We start from the raw sequence: 15,421 nt of genomic DNA, 5'->3' as shown, positions 1-15,421 counted from the left end.
ATGATCGATATGCAAAACATAGTCTCAGAAAAACTGCCAGTCGATGAGAAAAAATACAAAATGATAGCAGAAAACGTTTCAGTGTATTATGGTGGAGTACAAGCAGTCAAAAACATCACAATGAGATTCAGGGAAAGAACAGTTACGTCTTTGATTGGCCCTTCTGGATGTGGCAAGACCACATTTCTGCGATGCCTAAACAGAATGCATGATATGACAAAGAGTGCCAAAGTTGAGGGCAGGATTTTGCTGGACGGTGAAGACCTTTACTCCAAAGGCGTAGATCCCATCTATCACAGGCGCAAAGTCGGCATGGTTTTTCAAAAGCCAAACCCCTTTCCAACAATGTCAATTTACGACAATGTGGCTGCAGGCCTACGGTTAAACGGGATCAGAGACAAAAAAGTCCTAGATGAGATAGTGGAAGACTCGCTAAAGATGGCATATTTGTGGGATGAGGTAAAGGATAATCTCAAAAAGCCAGCAATGGAGCTCTCAGGAGGTCAGCAACAACGAGTGTGCATTGCACGTGCCCTGGCAATACAACCCGAGGTTTTGCTAATGGATGAGCCAGCATCAGCACTTGATCCAATAGCCACGCAAAAAATAGAAGAGACCATAATCGAGCTTGCAAAAGAATTCACCATAATCATTGTCACACACAATATGCAACAGGCAGTTCGTGTCTCAGATTATACAGCATTCATGTATTTGGGCGACTTGATAGAATTTGAAGAGACAAAAAAGATCTTTACCCAACCAAAGAATGAGCTAACTGCAAAATATGTCCAGGGGCAATTTGGATGACTCGCCTAATCGATCCTTCCATAAAAAAACTCTCTGGCATGATGTCAGAGATGGGAGATTTGGCAACACAAAGCATCATGCTTGCAATTGATTCTTACCTGTATGGGAAAGACGAGACCAAAAGAGTGCACGAAATATCAAGTGAGATCTCAAAGCGATACTTTGAGGTGGCTGATCTGACATTTGATATTTTTCTAAAATACCAGCCAGTTGCAGATGATTTCAGATTCATTCGTTCATCAATTGAGATATCATACGGGTTTACAAGATTTGGAAGATATGCGTACGATATTGCATCAGTTAGGGATGTCTTTGGGGACATTTCAGAGTGCGATAAGAGCTGGCTAATCGAGGTATCAAACAAGGTAAAGACAATGATCAAAGATTCTGTTTTGTATTTTGCAGAACTGGACATACGAAAGGCAATAACCATGCAGGAAAACGAAGAGTTTGTAGACAAGATGTACAAGCAACGATTGCCAATGCTGATTAACTCGCAAAACACAAAGTGCGCCCTAGCTGAGGCCCTAGTACTGCGTTATCTTGAGCGAATAGCGGATCATGCGTTATTTATGAGCGATGCAATAAACTATATCGTAACTGGCAAACACAAGATCCAAAAACTGCCTTAAAGATCATTTTAGTCGGGATTCGATCTCACAGATGTATTTTGTCAAAAACTCGTGAAACAGCTCTAGTTTGGACTGATCTAGTGCCATAGCGCCTGAAAACTTTGTAATCTCTTGTTTTGCTCTTAGATGTTGTGATAGGATTTTTTGCATCTCAGGACTTGACTTGTTGTCCAGATTTTTTATCAAGGAAGACATTGTAAATTCTAGATTTTGTCTTAGTTTTTCATCAGCTTGTGGGATTTCCCCAAGTACATCCTGTAGAGTGTATCTCTCAAAGACTTGTATCAACAAATCCACCATAGGAGATTTAACAAAATTAATTTAATAAAAAACTTTGTCAAAATATCAAACTCAATAGTGGAATAGTGTAACCGATACCAAAATGACGGGGGCCATATTTAGGCCAAGCGAGATTTATTCAGTTGGTGTTTACAGATCGTAATTTGTAACTGTCTCTATGCACATAAGTAGTTTCATAAGGCGGACCAATATCATATAATTTCAAAGTTATCTTACAAATCAATTTGTGAAATAGATTATTTTCTAAACAAGAATCGGTTTTTGTTTCTTTAGATATATTGATATCATTTAACTTTGCATTTTTAATATGTATTAAGCGAAGATCCGCACCAATTAAATTTGAATTCTCTAGATTTGCATTTCCCAAATCAGCCGCAAAAAGCGATGCTTTTTCAAAATTAGTATTCGCCAGATTAGCGGAATTCAAATAGACAAACGAAAGATCTGCATTTTGTAGGCTTGAATTTGTCAGCCTAGTGTTTTGTAGATTAGCGTTTCGTAGGTTAATAGATTCAAGATTCTTATTACTTAAATCAGAGTTGATGATTTCTGTGCCACTAAATTGGCCCTTACTCATATCTAGATTTAAAACTGCAGCATTAAATTTTGAACCATGAAATATTGCAGCCTTGATCTTTGCATTGGTGAGATTTGCATTAGAAAAATCAGATCCGTATGCTTTAACACCATATAGAACTGTTCCAGATAGATTTGCTCCTCTAAAATTTGCTCCAGACAAATCCGCACCAGATAGATTTGCATCGGATAAATTAGCGTGCTCTAAATTTGCACCTTTGAATATAGATCCCAATAAATCAGAATTAGATAGATCTGCTCCTCTAAGATCAGAATTTGTGAAATTCGTATGAGATAATTTGCTTTTCTTCAGATTAGAATTCACAAATGTAGAAAACTCTAGTGATGATTCTGAAAAGTCTTTTTCATGTAGATCAGCATTAGAGAAATTGCCATGTGGATGTCTGGTAGCTTTATGTAATTGACTGTTAGATGATTTGATTTCCTGCGAGATGGCATTGTGTAAATTCAAGTTTTTTGTTTTAGCAGAAGAAAAGTCAGAGCGATAGATATTTGCATTATCAAATATCGAGTCTTCAATTACTGCATTGCGTAATTCAATATCACTAAAGTCAGAATTCTCCAGGTTAGATTGTCTGATCACAGTTCCCACCATGTTTGCACCATTAAAGTTAGTTCCACTCAGATCTAGGTTTGATAGATCCGCAAAAGCCAGGTTTGCATCTTTGAGAAATGCCTCTTTCAGATAGGAATTACTTAATTGAGTATTTGCAAGATTCGCATACGCTAGATCTGCACCAGTAAAATTAGTTTTAAACAAGAGATTCTTGGTCAGGTCTTGCCCACAGAAATTTGCATGAGATGCATCAACATTGACAAGACTCGCACCGGCAAGAATTGTTTTATACAATTTTACGTAACGAAGGCTTGATTGTTCAATGTTTGCTCCTTCCAGTATTGTATCTCTCATGTTGGAGCCATCTAAAACAGCATACCTAAGATCCGCCTTATAGAGATCAGCCTCCCTCAGATTTGTGCCAAATAGTTTTGCGTTTTTTAAATTAACATATCTAAGATTAGATTTAGTTAGATCGGAACCACTTAGATCAGAATTTGTGAGATTTGCATTTTCAAAATTTATCCCCCTTAATGATATTCCTGAAAGATCACAATCGGACAGATTTTTATCGATTTGCATTTGATAGTTGCTATCTAGACATGTCTGGATTTTTGATTTGGTCACGTCCTCAATTGAGAGTATTGAGAAGTTTTGTGTTGGAATAAAGATCAAAGCGAGAATGCCAATAAGCAATAACGATAAGATGAGGAAAATCTTCATGTTAACAGATATGAGAATAATATAGATAAAACTTAGCGGGTCTGGTGGTTCTCGACCATACGTAATGAACGGGCACACCCCCATTTTTGTTTCCGTCGAAGAATTTCCTAATGGAGTCATTGTCATAAAGAAGATGGTTTGGAAAAGCGGGTGTTTACAGCGTTATCTCAGCATTTTGGAGGCCGTATAATGCCTTACATGAAAGAACATCTGGACTCTGGAATCATGACAAGTCTTTGAGTAGTTTTGATTTCTTTCGTTTTGCTGAAACTCGATATTTGGCTATCACTGGTTCATGTGGTAGTTGCGTTAGTTTTCTACACGAAACTGATGCCGGGCATAGATAGTTTGTGCATACTATGAGGATGTGGATTTTGTTTAGTGTGGTTATTGCGATTCTATTGCACTCTGTGTTTGGAAGATTGGTCTTATCGACATGGAGTGATTTTTGTTTGTCGTTTGGGTACTTCGTGCATCTTGCGAAAGATAGCCGGGTTAGGATTTGAGAATTTTATTCACTTTTCATTTTACTAGTTAATCTATAATATTTTCTTCCCTTTTCATCAAATCGTTTTTCCACTAATCCTTCATCAATAAGAACAGATCACACCAAAGTCTGTGTGATGATATAATACGAAAATCAGTTGGAGATGGAATTGGTAATATTTGCAAGCTTTTTTACCACTTCATCAATTTTTCTTTTGGATTTTTCATATTTGGAAAATTCTAAGTTCCCGTCTTTTTCTATTATGTTGGGTTGGCTAACAAATGTGCAAAATCCATCTAATTGGTCTAACAGAACTGGATCAAGAGTGTCACTTGCATAAGTTATTGTATTTTTTAGGTTTTGGGTGATACGTGCTAATCTTTCTTCCTCTCCTTTAATTTTAGCATAAAGTACACTTTTTTGTTCAGTCGTTGTGTTGTAATTCGTTATCAGTTTGTTGATAATCTCTATAACAAAAAGCAGAATGGCTATGTGGCTTTTGAAGCTTTTAACTGCATGATCTTTACGTGTTATCCTAAGCAACTCTTGGGCTCTAACTATTTTTTGTATTTCTTCACTGTTTTTTCTTATTTCGACACTATTTTGTTCTAATTTTGCATTACTACGCTGTGCTAAAAAATACAACAACACTGACAAAAACACTGCCACTCCAATATCGCCTACAATTAATCCAATCCAACCGGAGAGATCACATTCAGATTTCATATCCCATAGGCCACATTCTTCAGAAGCCAAGCCGAATGCATTATGAACAAAAAATGCACTAATTACAAATACAGAAAAAACCACAATTGCGCCAAAACGAATTTTATTGCTTGACATGAAGATCACCATAATTTCGCAGTACTATTCTTTGCAAACTCCAGAGTATGGCTTTTTACGTGCTATTTTAATTGTTAAGTTTGTGAATTTTGGAAACATGTTTTGATGAGTTAATGATAACTTCTTCTAGTTAGGTTATTGCTTACTGTTCGCTTAATTTATCATGTGTCAGATCTTCAATTATGTCTGTAATTTCTAAAAGATATGTTACTTTGTCAGATTCAGACAATGTCCATTTGTTCATTTCTATGTCTAACTTTTTGAAGATATAGTCAACATTAATCTCATTATTATCTATCTCATTTTTTACAATATCAGTAAGAATGATGATTCTTCCTTTTTTGACATTAGTTTTGGGATCTTCTAACATTTCATTAAAACAGGTAACACAGATAAGATCTTTTTCAGTTAGTTTACTTGGAACTATCAAAGAATTAATTTCAAGATCAGATTTTTTAAAAACTAGCGAAGTATTTTCGATCGTCGTGTTACACAGAGAGCAAGTCTGAGTCATGATGTTATCCGATATATGTACTACAATTAATTGTTATTTTCTTTTTCAAAATTTAGTGAGGCAGAATTTATGCAAAATCTTTTGTTAGTTGGGCCTGGACCATCATCAAATACATGGCCTAAATGTGAATCACACTTGCTGCACTTTACCTCTGTTCTAACCATTCCAAGACTAGTATCTTTGTCTAATGAGACACTATCTTCAGAAGATGGAGAATGAAAGCTTGGCCAGCCTGAGCCTGAATCATACTTTGTTTCAGAATCAAAAAGTTCGCCCCCACAAGCAGCGCATTTGTAGATGCCTCTGTCTTTATTCTTATAGTATTTTCCAGTAAAAGGTATCTCGGTCCCTTTTTGTCTCAAGATCTTGTATTGTTCAGGAGTTAAAGTCTCCTTCCATTCTTGTTCTGATTTTTTAGTATGTTCCATGGCAATGCTATCTACTTATTGTTTAAAACTGTTTTACCAAATTTCTTCCAACTAACATTCAAAACTAAAAATAAAAAAACGGTTTAGGAAATTATTATCTTGCCGCGCATAGGAGGATGCACAGCGCAGAAATATTCATAAGTCCCTTTTTCATTAAGAGTAATCTCGAATTTTTTTCCTGGTGCAAGAAGCTTGCTGTCAAACTTGCCATCAGGTTCTATAGTACCAGCTTTTACCGATGTGATAGTATGCTGATTTCCATCTATATTATCGAACGTTATGGTTTGCCTCGGCAATACATTGATTATGTTTGGGCTGAAAAATGGTGATTCTATACCAACTATATCAACCGTGTTTTCTTTTATAGTTTGTTTTATCTCTTGTGTAGAACCGCCTTCAAAAACCTCGATTGTGAATCTAGCTGAGGTTTGTCCAAAAGCAGGTATGGAATATGGAATCCCATTAAGATCCACATCAATTACATAAGTTCCGGATTGGTAAAAGGTGTGACCGGTAGACACTACACCAAGGTGACCATGGTATGCACCGTGTAATGGTATCGGAATAGGAGCCTCTGGCTGATCTCCTGATGCAGTTACTTGAAGATTTTCATGTGCTATCGTTATCAACCCGTCAACGTGAGTCGCATCCTTTCCGGTTTTTGCATCGTTGACGTCTATCATCAATGTGGCGGGTTGCCCTACAACAATCCTTTCAGGTGCTGTAGAGAAACTTACTAAAATTAACGTGCCTGGTTCAGAACCGTCAAGCACAAGGGTTTGGCCTTGATTCATTATATCAACTGTAAATTCAAACGTCCTTGAACCAAAGTCATTTTTTGGGTCTTCTGCGAACTTTAAGAGGTCGCCACTAATTACAGATCTTGTCTGACCAAGTTCAGGAACTGGCATTCCAAACAGGACTGTACCAGAAGACAATACGGTATACTTTATAGTGTACGTTCCTGAAGCAGGAAATGTATCCTTAAAGTTCATGATACCGAAGTGACCGTGTAGTGTTGTGCTTTTATGAACTATATTTCCATTGGAATCAATTATTGCGTATGACCAGTCAGTGTGAGAAAGATTTCCCTCGTTACTTGCATCATAAACTCTGGCATTGATAGGAATCAGCTTACCTGCAACAATAGTTTCTGGAACCCTAAATTCCACGGAAACGTTATCTTGTGTCTGGATTTTTTTTACTATTTTCATTGGGGCATCATTAGCACGTTTTGTCATCTCTTTAGATTTCATCATTTCGTTTTCCATTTTGTTTTCTTCGACTAGTTTTTGCCCTACAGTTTTAGATTTGATTTTTGAACTTTGCTCTTGTTCTTTTTTGAATTGTTTATAACCACCTGGATATTCAGAACATAACCTATCATCACAAACAATTCCTTTATTTGCGGAACCATATGAGTCTGTGCCGACACGACCTGAAGTATCTGAGCCTTTACTTTTTAATCCAAATACGTCTTGAATCGCTAACTCAGTAGAATCAGAAACGAACAACATCATCAAGGTAATTGACAAAATAATTGTGCCTAGTCCCATGATTTTTCTGGTATTCATCAAAACGCACATAAAATTATAATTTAAAAACGTTTTACCAAGATACTGCCAAACATCTACCAATATTTAATTGAAAAATAATTTGTGAATGTTTTCTAGACTCACATGAAGTTTATATACTCGGTCGTCTTGTAGAAGGAAAATCTCATCATGCTCTTCAAATAAGCTTATCAGATCATGCAACCCTGATGACAAAACATCTTCTACATCATAGGGACAAAACATCACTCCTTTCATCTTAATTTCATTGTATGCTTTTTCAGTCTTTGTGGATTGTGTTAACGACGTCTTTCTTGCAAGATCACTTATAACAAAGTCAAAACAACAAACCGGTTGGTTTTTAGCTTTATCAGCAACCCTTTTCATCATTTTCCCATAAAATTGTATTATGTTTTTTGTAACATCATATGGTGAGGCGGTTCCATTATACCATTTTAGTTTCTCTAGTGTTTTTGTTATCTGGCTATCTGGCGGACCATAAAAGGATCTAAACCAGGAAGATTTTGCTGTGAAATGATCTATTGATTTTAAAGCATTAATTATTGAATTATCACCAGAATACAAAATCAAGTGATGCTTTACCATTTCTCTATCTTGATGACTTAACCAAGAGTCTATTGCATCCTTTACTATAGAGTTTAGAGAGATACCCTGGGCTTTTGCTTTTTCACCTAAAGAGGAATAAATTTTCTCATCGATTCCACGCACCAATAGATCTTTTGGCATACAATTTCACCTAGTTGCCTTTATATATTGATATCATGATATGTTATAATATGCTATCATAATATCAATTATAAGAACGTTTATAATTGATATTATGATATCAGTTGGTATGAACATGAAGGCGAAGAATATTCATAAAATCGAAATTCCAACTCACCCAGACACAAAAAAACTGTTTTGGAACTTGTTTTCCTCTGCTAGAGGAACCGCAAACAGAATCAAAATCGTAAATCTTCTAGCGGGTAGACCTAGCAACCCAAATCAAATGTCTCGACATATTGGGATAGATTACAAGGTAATAAAACATCATCTAAATACACTAGAGAAAAATCATCTTGTTGAAAGATTCAGAAATGGTGGGATCAATACCTATTTTGTGTCTCCGTTATTTAAGCAGAATCAACAACTTTTTGAGGAAATAATAACTAAGTTGTAGTTCGCTAATCCTCTCTCTGTTTTTATCAATCTAAACTACAAATGTTTCTCAAGTTCGTTAATCACGGCCAAAATCTCTAGAAATTTATCAATTTGACTTGCTAACATTGCATCTTGCATAGGATCATATTTCATGCTTCCTATAATCTCTTCATAGGTTCCATATTTTTTCTTGAATTTTTCTAGGGTTTCAGAGTTAAAGTTTTCAACTAGCTTAGAAACATCCTCATAAAACATTATTTCAGACTCTATAATCTCGTTTATTCTATTGACCAGGTTTTCCCGCGAGCAGCACTCTAAATGAAGAATTCTGTTCCTATTTTTGGAATGAAGTATTGCTGGGACATGATATTTTGAATGTTGTTGGTCCTCATGGCATTCGTCACAGATATACATTGGAGATTAGTTGGGATCTATTACTAAAAAACTTTGTATATGTATATATTTAAATGTGCGTAAGGATTTTTATGGCAAAGGCGGTTGTGATTGGATCTGGGCCCGCAGGACTAACTTCTTCAATTTATCTAGTTCGAGCAGGAATTGACACAACTGTCATTTCAGGCGACCAACTGGGAGGACAGTTGATTTTTACAACAGACGTAGAAAACTTTCCGGGGTTTCCAGGAGGCATATTAGGACCCGATCTAATGACTAAGGTGCGCGAGCAGGCTGGAAAGGTGGGTGCAAAGTTTCTAGATAGTACTGTGACTGAAGTTGATTTTCGAAAACAACCATTTGTAATCAAAACTATAGAAAAAGAACTGACTACAGATGTTGTAATTATCGCAACTGGCGCATCAGCTTTATGGCTAGGTCTTGAATCTGAAGAACGCCTTAAAGGTAAAGGCGTTTCTGCCTGCGCAACATGCGATGGTTTTTTCTTCAAAGATAAAGATATCTGCCTTGTCGGTGGTGGTGATGTTGCAATTGAAGATGCTTTATTCATGGCAAAAATAGCCAAAAAAGTGACAGTGATCAATAGAAGAGACGAACTTAGAGCAACTCACACACTTCAACAAAGGGCATTTAATGAATCAAAAATAGAGTTTGTCTGGTGGAGCATAGTAAAAGAAATTCAAGGAAAAGATAATGTTACTGGTGTAAAAATTGAGAATGTAAAAACAAGAGAGATAAAAAAAATTCCTTGTAGTGCAGTTTTCATTGCAATAGGACACAAACCAAACACTGAAGTGTTCCGTGGTAAAGTAGACATTCTACCCAATGGCTTTGTTAGGCGTGTAGAAAAGAGCAGAACAAGTGTAAAAGGAGTTTTTGTTGCAGGTGATGTGTTTGATTACGAATATCGCCAAGCTGTTACTGCGGCAGGGACTGGAGCACAAGCGGCTATCGATGCAATAAGATATCTAGAAACAAAATAACCCTATAGATCTCTGGTAATCAGTTGGGAAAATAGTTAAGAATAATGCCAAGGTCAGATGTTTATGGCGGAAATATATGTCTACGACACATACGTAGAGGCAAAAGACGGCCACACGATGCACTTTGATGTCATAACATCAGAAAAAGACCATGGCAAGGCAATCGAATATGCCAAACAATGGCTCAAAACTATAGGTGAAGATAGTGCAAAAGTTACAACAGAAGAATGTCACTTCTGTCATTCACAAGGTGCACCGAAGCCAGTAGAGGACGCAATCAAAACGAATGGCTTTTTCATCCAAAAGATGGAAGGCTGTCCATAAATTCTTTTTTTAATTTTTAGCTTGTGGGAATATTATCTCAGAAAAAGAAGTTCTTGCTCTATTTTTCTAAAACAGAGCGCAACATCCAGGCGGTCTTTTCGTGTTTTTCCATCAGACCGGTAAGAAAGTCCGCAGTTCCAGCATCGTTGTTTTCTTCACATGTAATAACGTCAGCTCTTAAGATCTGAATAAGATTCTCGTGGTCTGCAACAAGATTTGAGATCATCTTGTCTGCGGATGGAAATTCTCCGGGATGCTCTTTTATTCTGGCATTTTTGACAAACTCGGCAAGCGTAGAATTAGTTTTCTCTCCAAGAGATCTAATTCGTTCTGCAATCTCGTCAATGTCTGAATCTATTTCCTCATACTGGGATTCAAAGAACTTGTGAAGATCATTAAAATGTGAACCTACAACATTCCAATGATAATTTCGAGTCTTGGTATACAAAACATATTCGTCCGCCAACAATTTACCCAAAAGGTCGATTACTATCTGTCTGTTTTTGTCTGAAATTCCGATTTTTATGTTGTTCATTACAGGATAACACAAAATCTAGTTTATATTATTTTTACCAAAGCTATTCCAAATTGTTTCCAATAATCCGAAAAATGACTCAATATTTTCAAGTATAACCTGTAGATTTGTTATTCTGCAAAGTAAAACAATGATCTCAGATCTGAGTTAAAGTAAACTATTAAGAGCATTACCTAGATCTAGTGTTTGTGACGGAAGATGATGTCTTAAAGGAGGAAAAACTCTGTCCAAGGTGCGCCTTAGAAAATATTAAAACAAAATTGAAACGCCTCACTGATGATATATTTGTGAAAAATGCAATTGGTTAGGAAAAAAAGTTAAGAACAAATTAACTGAACCGTTTACCTGCCCAAGATGTGCTCTTGAAGGCATAAAGTCAGAATTGAAAAACTATCCTAATCATATTTTAAGCTGCACTAACTGCCAGTTTGTAATAAGGCGGGTGGGGATCACACTAATTCAATCTATACTTTAGATCGACTTCAAAGAAACAATTTGGAATAGCTTTGGTAAAAATATTATAAACTATTATTTCTTAATTACAGCCATGAAGGCAACATTTGCCGCTGGATGTTTTTGGGGAGTTGAAGAGCTCTTCAGAACCACTAAAGGAGTGACATCAACGGTTGTCGGTTATACTGGTGGCCATCTCGAGAATCCAACATACAAGAATGTTTGTTCTGGAAGAACTGGTCATGCAGAGTCTGTGCAGATAGAATTTGACCCAAAAATCATTTCCTATGAAAAGCTATTGGAGATCTTTTGGGATAACCATGATCCTACAACCCAAGACAGGCAAGGTCCAGACGTTGGCTCACAATACAGATCGGTAGTTTTCTATCATGATGAGGACCAGAAAAATACAGCCATAAACCTAAAGAAAAAACTTGATAATTCTGGTAGATTCAGTAGACCTATAGTTACAGAAATTACAAGAGCCTCAACATTCTATAATGCTGAAGACTATCATCAACATTATCTGGTCAAAGGTGGCACGCACGCTTGTAGTTTTAATGATAGAATTCGCAATTAATTCTGCAAACAAGTAATTATCGTTTCATGTCTGATGAATTTGCAACGCAAGATTCATCTTCGGCTCGAACTTTTGCGATGTCCTGTTTTAATTGTTCTTTCGTTCGGTAGCCAACAACTCCACCAACTTCTTTTCCATGACAAAAGAATTTGATTGCAGGTATTCCCAGGACGCCATATTTTGAGGCAATGTTTTGCTCATTTTGTACATTTACCTTAACGAACTTCATATCAGAAACTTCGCCTGAAACTTGCTCAAACACAGGAGCAAGTTTGACACAAAACGGACACCAAGGAGCCCAAAAGTCAACTGCGACATGGTCTTGAGATAGAACTTTCTCATTCCATTGTCCTTCTGTGACATCTTCTACTACCATAAACACTAGATTACAGCAATGTTCTTAATAGTTTTACCAATTGATTACCAAATAGATTCCAAACTTTACTATATCTCGGGGTAAGGCTTTTTTAATCTCAAACGCTGTGTATGATGTTGGAAAAAAATTGGCTTGATCTTGGTTCAGTAGATTCACTAAAAGATCCTCCACTCAGAGAGATTTCTGTCCAAGGAAAACCAATTGCATTATCTTACAAGGATGAGCAATTTGGCGCCATCTTGGGAGTTTGTACTCATGTTGGAGGACCACTAGGAAAGGGAAAGATAGACGGAGATCATATCGTCTGTCCATGGCATTATTGGCAGTTCCACAGAGTAACAGGTTCTGCTCCGCCAGGATATGAAGATAAAGTACCTCAGTATGAACTCAAAATTAAAAATAATCATCTTTTCATCGATACTAATCCAATAACCAAAGTACACAAAAGTGCGCATCCGCCTCACCAACTTGAAAGGCCAATCAAACGAGAGGAAGGGCCAATCAGGGTCGTTGGGATATCAACTACTATAATGGACTCTAAAAATCCGCGCTATTCGACTTCGGATAAATTGCTTGAAGTAGCAATTGATTATGCAAAAAATGAGCTCTCAGCCCAGACCATGTTCATTAGACTAAACGATCTCAAATTCAGGGCATGTGAGGGGTTTTACTCTAAAAGTGCTTTTGCTTGCACTTGGCCTTGTTCCATTACTCAAATGGATGAGACAGATCAACTTGCTCAGGTGTATGAAGCGTTAATTTATTGGGCAGATGTAGTAATTGTTGCAACGCCTATCCGCTGGGGCGCCGCAAGCTCGCTATACCACAAAATGATTGAGAGAATGAATTGTGTTCAGAACCAGATCACAATAAACAACAGAGTTTTGATCCAAAACAAGGTTGCTTCATTCATCATAACTGGAGGACAGGATAATGTACAGGACGTTGCAGGCCACATGCTGGGCTTTTTTTCAGAGCTTGGATTTGTGTTTCCCACATTCCCATTTATCGCACATACGCGAGGTTGGGATGCAGAAGACATGGAACGCAACATCGCTTACGTTGCAGAAAGTGATGATCTAAAAAATGGGGCAAAGGATCTGATTCGAAGAAGCATAGAGATGGCAAAAATCGTATTGCATCAACATCTTAGCAGGGAAGAGATCGTAAAGGCTGGAAGAAAAGCTCAACATCTAACAATCAATGAAGAGCCTAGTGATATACGGTGAAGGTAATTCGAAAAAATGAACATAGTTAAGGTAACGAAACCGAGAAGGGCTCGCTACCTTCCTTTTAAATGAAAATAGAAAATCTCGAACTTGTTGTAAACATAATTGAAAAAATCATAACGAAGAGTTTGAATTTACTGGGTTTCGCTACCCAGAGGGTAATGGGCCCAAAGGGCTTCACCACCCACAGGGTAACGAAACCTCCCCCATTTTTGTTTCCATCAAGGAATTTCCTAACGGGATTATTGTCGTAAAGAAAATGATTAGGGAAAACGGGGGTTTACGGCGTTTTCTAAGCATTTTGGAGGCCGCATAATGCCTTACATGAAAGAACATATCGACTCGGGAATCATTGCAAGTCTCGGAGTTGTTTTGCTTCTTGTCTTTGCTTACTCTCGTGGAATTATCCCGACTGGTTATGACGTGTTTGCGTTGTCGCTGTTTGGAGTAATAATGATAGTCTTAGGAAGTGATCTTCCCGATATTGATTCAAGAAATGCACCGATTCACAAAATTTTCCAGATTCTAGTTCCCGGAGCAATCGTTCTGATTTCCTTTGTTATGTTGAAACTTGGCATTATGTTATCTCTGGCTCATGGCATAGTTGCTCTGGTTTTCTATACTAAATTGATGCCGAGTCACAGGCAGTTCGTGCATACGATGCGTGCGGGCCTCTTGTTTGGTGGGGTTGTTGCAATTCTATTGCATTCTGTCTTTGGGAGTTTTGTTTTATCGGTATGGAGTGGACTTTGTTTGTCGTTTGGATATTTTGTCCATCTTGCAAAGGACAGATGGGTTAGAATATAGGCTTGCCGGGTTTCTCTGGTTTTGTACCCGGTCTTTCTGGTTTTTGTTTTACTTCATCAAGACGACGTTCACCCTTTATGTAATCAAAATATTGTTTAACTGCATGCCCAAGTCCATCTCTTTCATCTAGCGGGAGTTTCGTTTCATTACATTTTGGGAAATAGTCCAACTCAAAACTTTTTTTATTTTTTTCATCTGGAAAACCAAAATATGAAATTTCGTCTTGTGTCCTACTTTCAATAAAGCCTTTATCGACTAATGAGTTCATGAGCCTATTGAATTCTTCTGTCGGTATCTTGAAATTTTTCTGGTTAACGTGATCGTAAATATCATTTGTTGATAATGGATATTTTATCAATGGTTTAAGAGCTTCTTTTGCAACTTTAATGAAAAATATCAAGTCGGTGTCCTTCGATTTGTCTGATTCATTTTTTTCCATTTTGTAAAATTCATCATACGTTACCATGTATACAACATTTTCATGTGCGTTTTTATTGTTGAGTGATGAAATATTTTACATATTGTTAATTATTCACCGCCGGGTTTCTCTGATTTTGTACCCGGTCTTTCTGGTTTTTTGAATGAGTTTCGTAATGAAATCCCAATACCAGCAACGGAAATGAAACCCAAAACCAAGATTACAAATCCTCTTAGATGGTCTGGAACTAAAACACTTGCATCAGTTACCGCATAAGTAATTGTAACTGTCTTTGTTTCAGGTCTACCACCCTCATTTTCAAATAGCAAGAAATACGTTCCATCATAACGTGGTTGAAAGGCGAACCGTTGATCATTGGATATTGGAGTTTTATCTATCAGAATTACGTTTTTAGCGTCCGTTATGTAATAAATCAGTTTTTGGTTACCGCCACTTATGAGAATATGTATTTCGAGTTTTTCGGTATGCATTAAAAGGAAGGAAACATAGCTGTTACTATCTGCTGTTACATCAAACGGTGGATAATGTTGTTCTATAGACCAAACATCTGAAAAATCAATAACAACACCCAACATGGCAAGAAAGATGCCGCCACCTATCAGGTAAGGCCCAAAATAACGCCAGTTAGTCTTTCGCTCTACCAATGAAATCACATTATGTTTGTTTATCTTTTGTAA

20 protein-coding genes are annotated in these 15,421 nt (G+C 37.0%); 8 read left to right on the top strand and 12 right to left on the bottom strand.

Annotated features, from left to right (window positions below; translation table 11 throughout):
• Positions 1 to 807 carry a phosphate ABC transporter ATP-binding protein PstB gene (gene pstB / locus SU86_RS01190; protein ID WP_236687764.1) on the top strand — a complete coding sequence of 269 codons (807 nt, stop codon included), beginning with the start codon at positions 1 to 3 and terminating at the stop codon, positions 805 to 807.
• Positions 804 to 1,439 (top strand): phosphate signaling complex PhoU family protein, encoded by a 636-nt coding sequence (locus SU86_RS01185; RefSeq protein WP_048186910.1) that lies wholly within the window; start codon positions 804 to 806, stop codon positions 1,437 to 1,439. Before pstB ends, SU86_RS01185 begins: the two co-directional genes overlap by 4 nt.
• Positions 1,440 to 1,442: 3 nt before the next feature.
• On the opposite strand, the gene SU86_RS01180 is transcribed toward SU86_RS01185, so the two are convergent.
• From SU86_RS01180 to SU86_RS01150, 7 genes are all read right to left on the bottom strand, one after another.
• Positions 1,443 to 1,739 carry a hypothetical protein gene (locus SU86_RS01180; RefSeq protein WP_048186909.1) on the bottom strand — a complete coding sequence of 99 codons (297 nt, stop codon included), beginning with the start codon at positions 1,737 to 1,739 and terminating at the stop codon, positions 1,443 to 1,445.
• A 118-nt stretch (positions 1,740 to 1,857) separates the two neighbouring features.
• Positions 1,858 to 3,615 carry a pentapeptide repeat-containing protein gene (locus SU86_RS01175; RefSeq protein WP_158507453.1) on the bottom strand — a complete coding sequence of 586 codons (1,758 nt, stop codon included), beginning with the start codon at positions 3,613 to 3,615 and terminating at the stop codon, positions 1,858 to 1,860.
• A gap of 640 nt (positions 3,616 to 4,255) precedes the next feature.
• Positions 4,256 to 4,945: a hypothetical protein gene (locus SU86_RS01170; RefSeq protein ID WP_048186907.1), complete on the bottom strand. Its 690-nt coding sequence runs from the start codon at positions 4,943 to 4,945 to the stop codon at positions 4,256 to 4,258.
• 142 nt (positions 4,946 to 5,087) lie between these two features.
• Positions 5,088 to 5,375, bottom strand: a complete 288-nt coding sequence (locus SU86_RS01165; protein ID WP_048186906.1) for a hypothetical protein — start codon at positions 5,373 to 5,375, stop codon at positions 5,088 to 5,090.
• Between the two features lie 110 nt (positions 5,376 to 5,485).
• Positions 5,486 to 5,887, bottom strand: a complete 402-nt coding sequence (gene msrB, locus SU86_RS01160; RefSeq protein WP_048186905.1) for a peptide-methionine (R)-S-oxide reductase MsrB — start codon at positions 5,885 to 5,887, stop codon at positions 5,486 to 5,488.
• An 83-nt stretch (positions 5,888 to 5,970) separates the two neighbouring features.
• A complete protein-coding gene (locus SU86_RS09325; protein WP_158507452.1) occupies positions 5,971 to 7,461 on the bottom strand; it encodes a cupredoxin domain-containing protein in 1,491 nt (496 codons plus the stop codon).
• 66 nt (positions 7,462 to 7,527) lie between these two features.
• On the bottom strand, positions 7,528 to 8,187 hold the full coding sequence (locus tag SU86_RS01150) for a hypothetical protein (protein WP_048186904.1): 660 nt from the start codon (positions 8,185 to 8,187) through the stop codon (positions 7,528 to 7,530).
• 94 nt (positions 8,188 to 8,281) lie between these two features.
• Between SU86_RS01150 and SU86_RS10140 the strand changes: the two genes are divergently transcribed.
• Entirely contained in the window at positions 8,282 to 8,623 is a 342-nt protein-coding gene (locus SU86_RS10140; protein WP_052755412.1) for an ArsR/SmtB family transcription factor, read from the top strand.
• Between the two features lie 35 nt (positions 8,624 to 8,658).
• Here the strand turns inward: SU86_RS10140 and SU86_RS01140 are convergent, their stop codons facing one another.
• Complete coding sequence (locus tag SU86_RS01140) at positions 8,659 to 9,018, bottom strand: hypothetical protein (protein ID WP_048186903.1); 360 nt, start codon at positions 9,016 to 9,018, stop codon at positions 8,659 to 8,661.
• Between the two features lie 71 nt (positions 9,019 to 9,089).
• Here SU86_RS01140 and trxB point away from each other — a divergent pair, with 71 nt between their 5' ends.
• Positions 9,090 to 10,001: a thioredoxin-disulfide reductase gene (gene trxB, locus SU86_RS01135; protein ID WP_052755411.1), complete on the top strand. Its 912-nt coding sequence runs from the start codon at positions 9,090 to 9,092 to the stop codon at positions 9,999 to 10,001.
• A 63-nt stretch (positions 10,002 to 10,064) separates the two neighbouring features.
• Positions 10,065 to 10,325: a DUF2024 family protein gene (locus SU86_RS01130; protein ID WP_048186901.1), complete on the top strand. Its 261-nt coding sequence runs from the start codon at positions 10,065 to 10,067 to the stop codon at positions 10,323 to 10,325.
• Between the two features lie 58 nt (positions 10,326 to 10,383).
• On the opposite strand, the gene SU86_RS01125 is transcribed toward SU86_RS01130, so the two are convergent.
• Positions 10,384 to 10,860 (bottom strand): Dps family protein, encoded by a 477-nt coding sequence (locus tag SU86_RS01125; protein WP_048186900.1) that lies wholly within the window; start codon positions 10,858 to 10,860, stop codon positions 10,384 to 10,386.
• Between the two features lie 547 nt (positions 10,861 to 11,407).
• Here SU86_RS01125 and msrA point away from each other — a divergent pair.
• Positions 11,408 to 11,893: a peptide-methionine (S)-S-oxide reductase MsrA gene (msrA, locus tag SU86_RS01120; RefSeq protein WP_048186899.1), complete on the top strand. Its 486-nt coding sequence runs from the start codon at positions 11,408 to 11,410 to the stop codon at positions 11,891 to 11,893.
• A 16-nt stretch (positions 11,894 to 11,909) separates the two neighbouring features.
• Here the strand turns inward: msrA and SU86_RS01115 are convergent, their stop codons facing one another.
• A complete protein-coding gene (locus SU86_RS01115) occupies positions 11,910 to 12,269 on the bottom strand; it encodes a thioredoxin family protein (protein WP_048186898.1) in 360 nt (119 codons plus the stop codon).
• Between the two features lie 113 nt (positions 12,270 to 12,382).
• Here SU86_RS01115 and SU86_RS01110 point away from each other — a divergent pair, with 113 nt between their 5' ends.
• Both SU86_RS01110 and SU86_RS01105 read left to right on the top strand, forming a co-directional pair.
• Positions 12,383 to 13,498: a Rieske 2Fe-2S domain-containing protein gene (locus SU86_RS01110; RefSeq protein WP_048189009.1), complete on the top strand. Its 1,116-nt coding sequence runs from the start codon at positions 12,383 to 12,385 to the stop codon at positions 13,496 to 13,498.
• 315 nt (positions 13,499 to 13,813) lie between these two features.
• Positions 13,814 to 14,305 carry a metal-dependent hydrolase gene (locus SU86_RS01105; RefSeq protein WP_048186897.1) on the top strand — a complete coding sequence of 164 codons (492 nt, stop codon included), beginning with the start codon at positions 13,814 to 13,816 and terminating at the stop codon, positions 14,303 to 14,305.
• Here the strand turns inward: SU86_RS01105 and SU86_RS01100 are convergent.
• Positions 14,295 to 14,771 carry a hypothetical protein gene (locus SU86_RS01100; RefSeq protein WP_148550707.1) on the bottom strand — a complete coding sequence of 159 codons (477 nt, stop codon included), beginning with the start codon at positions 14,769 to 14,771 and terminating at the stop codon, positions 14,295 to 14,297. The two genes, SU86_RS01105 and SU86_RS01100, sit on opposite strands and share 11 nt — an antisense overlap.
• Before the next feature lie 62 nt (positions 14,772 to 14,833).
• Positions 14,834 to 15,388 carry an emp24/gp25L/p24 family protein gene (locus SU86_RS01095; protein ID WP_148550705.1) on the bottom strand — a complete coding sequence of 185 codons (555 nt, stop codon included), beginning with the start codon at positions 15,386 to 15,388 and terminating at the stop codon, positions 14,834 to 14,836.
• Between the last annotated feature and the right edge of the window lie 33 nt (positions 15,389 to 15,421).

The organism is Candidatus Nitrosotenuis cloacae (genome assembly GCF_000955905.1).
Taxonomy (GTDB): Archaea; Thermoproteota; Nitrososphaeria; order Nitrososphaerales; family Nitrosopumilaceae; genus Nitrosotenuis; species Nitrosotenuis cloacae.
This window is presented reverse-complemented; position numbering and strand designations above follow the sequence as displayed.

What these genes read in the sequence shown, in the direction of transcription:
- msrB (WP_048186905.1), bottom strand. Translation starts at nt 5,887, where the DNA reads ATGGAACATACTAAAAAATCAGAACAAGAATGGAAGGAGACTTTAACT.
- SU86_RS01105 (WP_048186897.1), top strand. Translation starts at nt 13,814, where the DNA reads ATGCCTTACATGAAAGAACATATCGACTCGGGAATCATTGCAAGTCTC.
- pstB (WP_236687764.1), top strand. Translation starts at nt 1, where the DNA reads ATGATCGATATGCAAAACATAGTCTCAGAAAAACTGCCAGTCGATGAG.
- SU86_RS01125 (WP_048186900.1), bottom strand. Translation starts at nt 10,860, where the DNA reads ATGAACAACATAAAAATCGGAATTTCAGACAAAAACAGACAGATAGTA.
- SU86_RS01170 (WP_048186907.1), bottom strand. Translation starts at nt 4,945, where the DNA reads ATGTCAAGCAATAAAATTCGTTTTGGCGCAATTGTGGTTTTTTCTGTA.
- SU86_RS01175 (WP_158507453.1), bottom strand. Translation starts at nt 3,615, where the DNA reads ATGAAGATTTTCCTCATCTTATCGTTATTGCTTATTGGCATTCTCGCT.
- SU86_RS01115 (WP_048186898.1), bottom strand. Translation starts at nt 12,269, where the DNA reads ATGGTAGTAGAAGATGTCACAGAAGGACAATGGAATGAGAAAGTTCTA.
- SU86_RS01150 (WP_048186904.1), bottom strand. Translation starts at nt 8,187, where the DNA reads ATGCCAAAAGATCTATTGGTGCGTGGAATCGATGAGAAAATTTATTCC.
- SU86_RS01140 (WP_048186903.1), bottom strand. Translation starts at nt 9,018, where the DNA reads ATGTATATCTGTGACGAATGCCATGAGGACCAACAACATTCAAAATAT.
- SU86_RS10140 (WP_052755412.1), top strand. Translation starts at nt 8,282, where the DNA reads ATGATATCAGTTGGTATGAACATGAAGGCGAAGAATATTCATAAAATC.
- SU86_RS01130 (WP_048186901.1), top strand. Translation starts at nt 10,065, where the DNA reads ATGGCGGAAATATATGTCTACGACACATACGTAGAGGCAAAAGACGGC.
- SU86_RS09325 (WP_158507452.1), bottom strand. Translation starts at nt 7,461, where the DNA reads ATGAATACCAGAAAAATCATGGGACTAGGCACAATTATTTTGTCAATT.
- SU86_RS01180 (WP_048186909.1), bottom strand. Translation starts at nt 1,739, where the DNA reads ATGGTGGATTTGTTGATACAAGTCTTTGAGAGATACACTCTACAGGAT.
- SU86_RS01100 (WP_148550707.1), bottom strand. Translation starts at nt 14,771, where the DNA reads ATGGTAACGTATGATGAATTTTACAAAATGGAAAAAAATGAATCAGAC.
- msrA (WP_048186899.1), top strand. Translation starts at nt 11,408, where the DNA reads ATGAAGGCAACATTTGCCGCTGGATGTTTTTGGGGAGTTGAAGAGCTC.
- SU86_RS01185 (WP_048186910.1), top strand. Translation starts at nt 804, where the DNA reads ATGACTCGCCTAATCGATCCTTCCATAAAAAAACTCTCTGGCATGATG.
- trxB (WP_052755411.1), top strand. Translation starts at nt 9,090, where the DNA reads ATGGCAAAGGCGGTTGTGATTGGATCTGGGCCCGCAGGACTAACTTCT.
- SU86_RS01110 (WP_048189009.1), top strand. Translation starts at nt 12,383, where the DNA reads ATGTTGGAAAAAAATTGGCTTGATCTTGGTTCAGTAGATTCACTAAAA.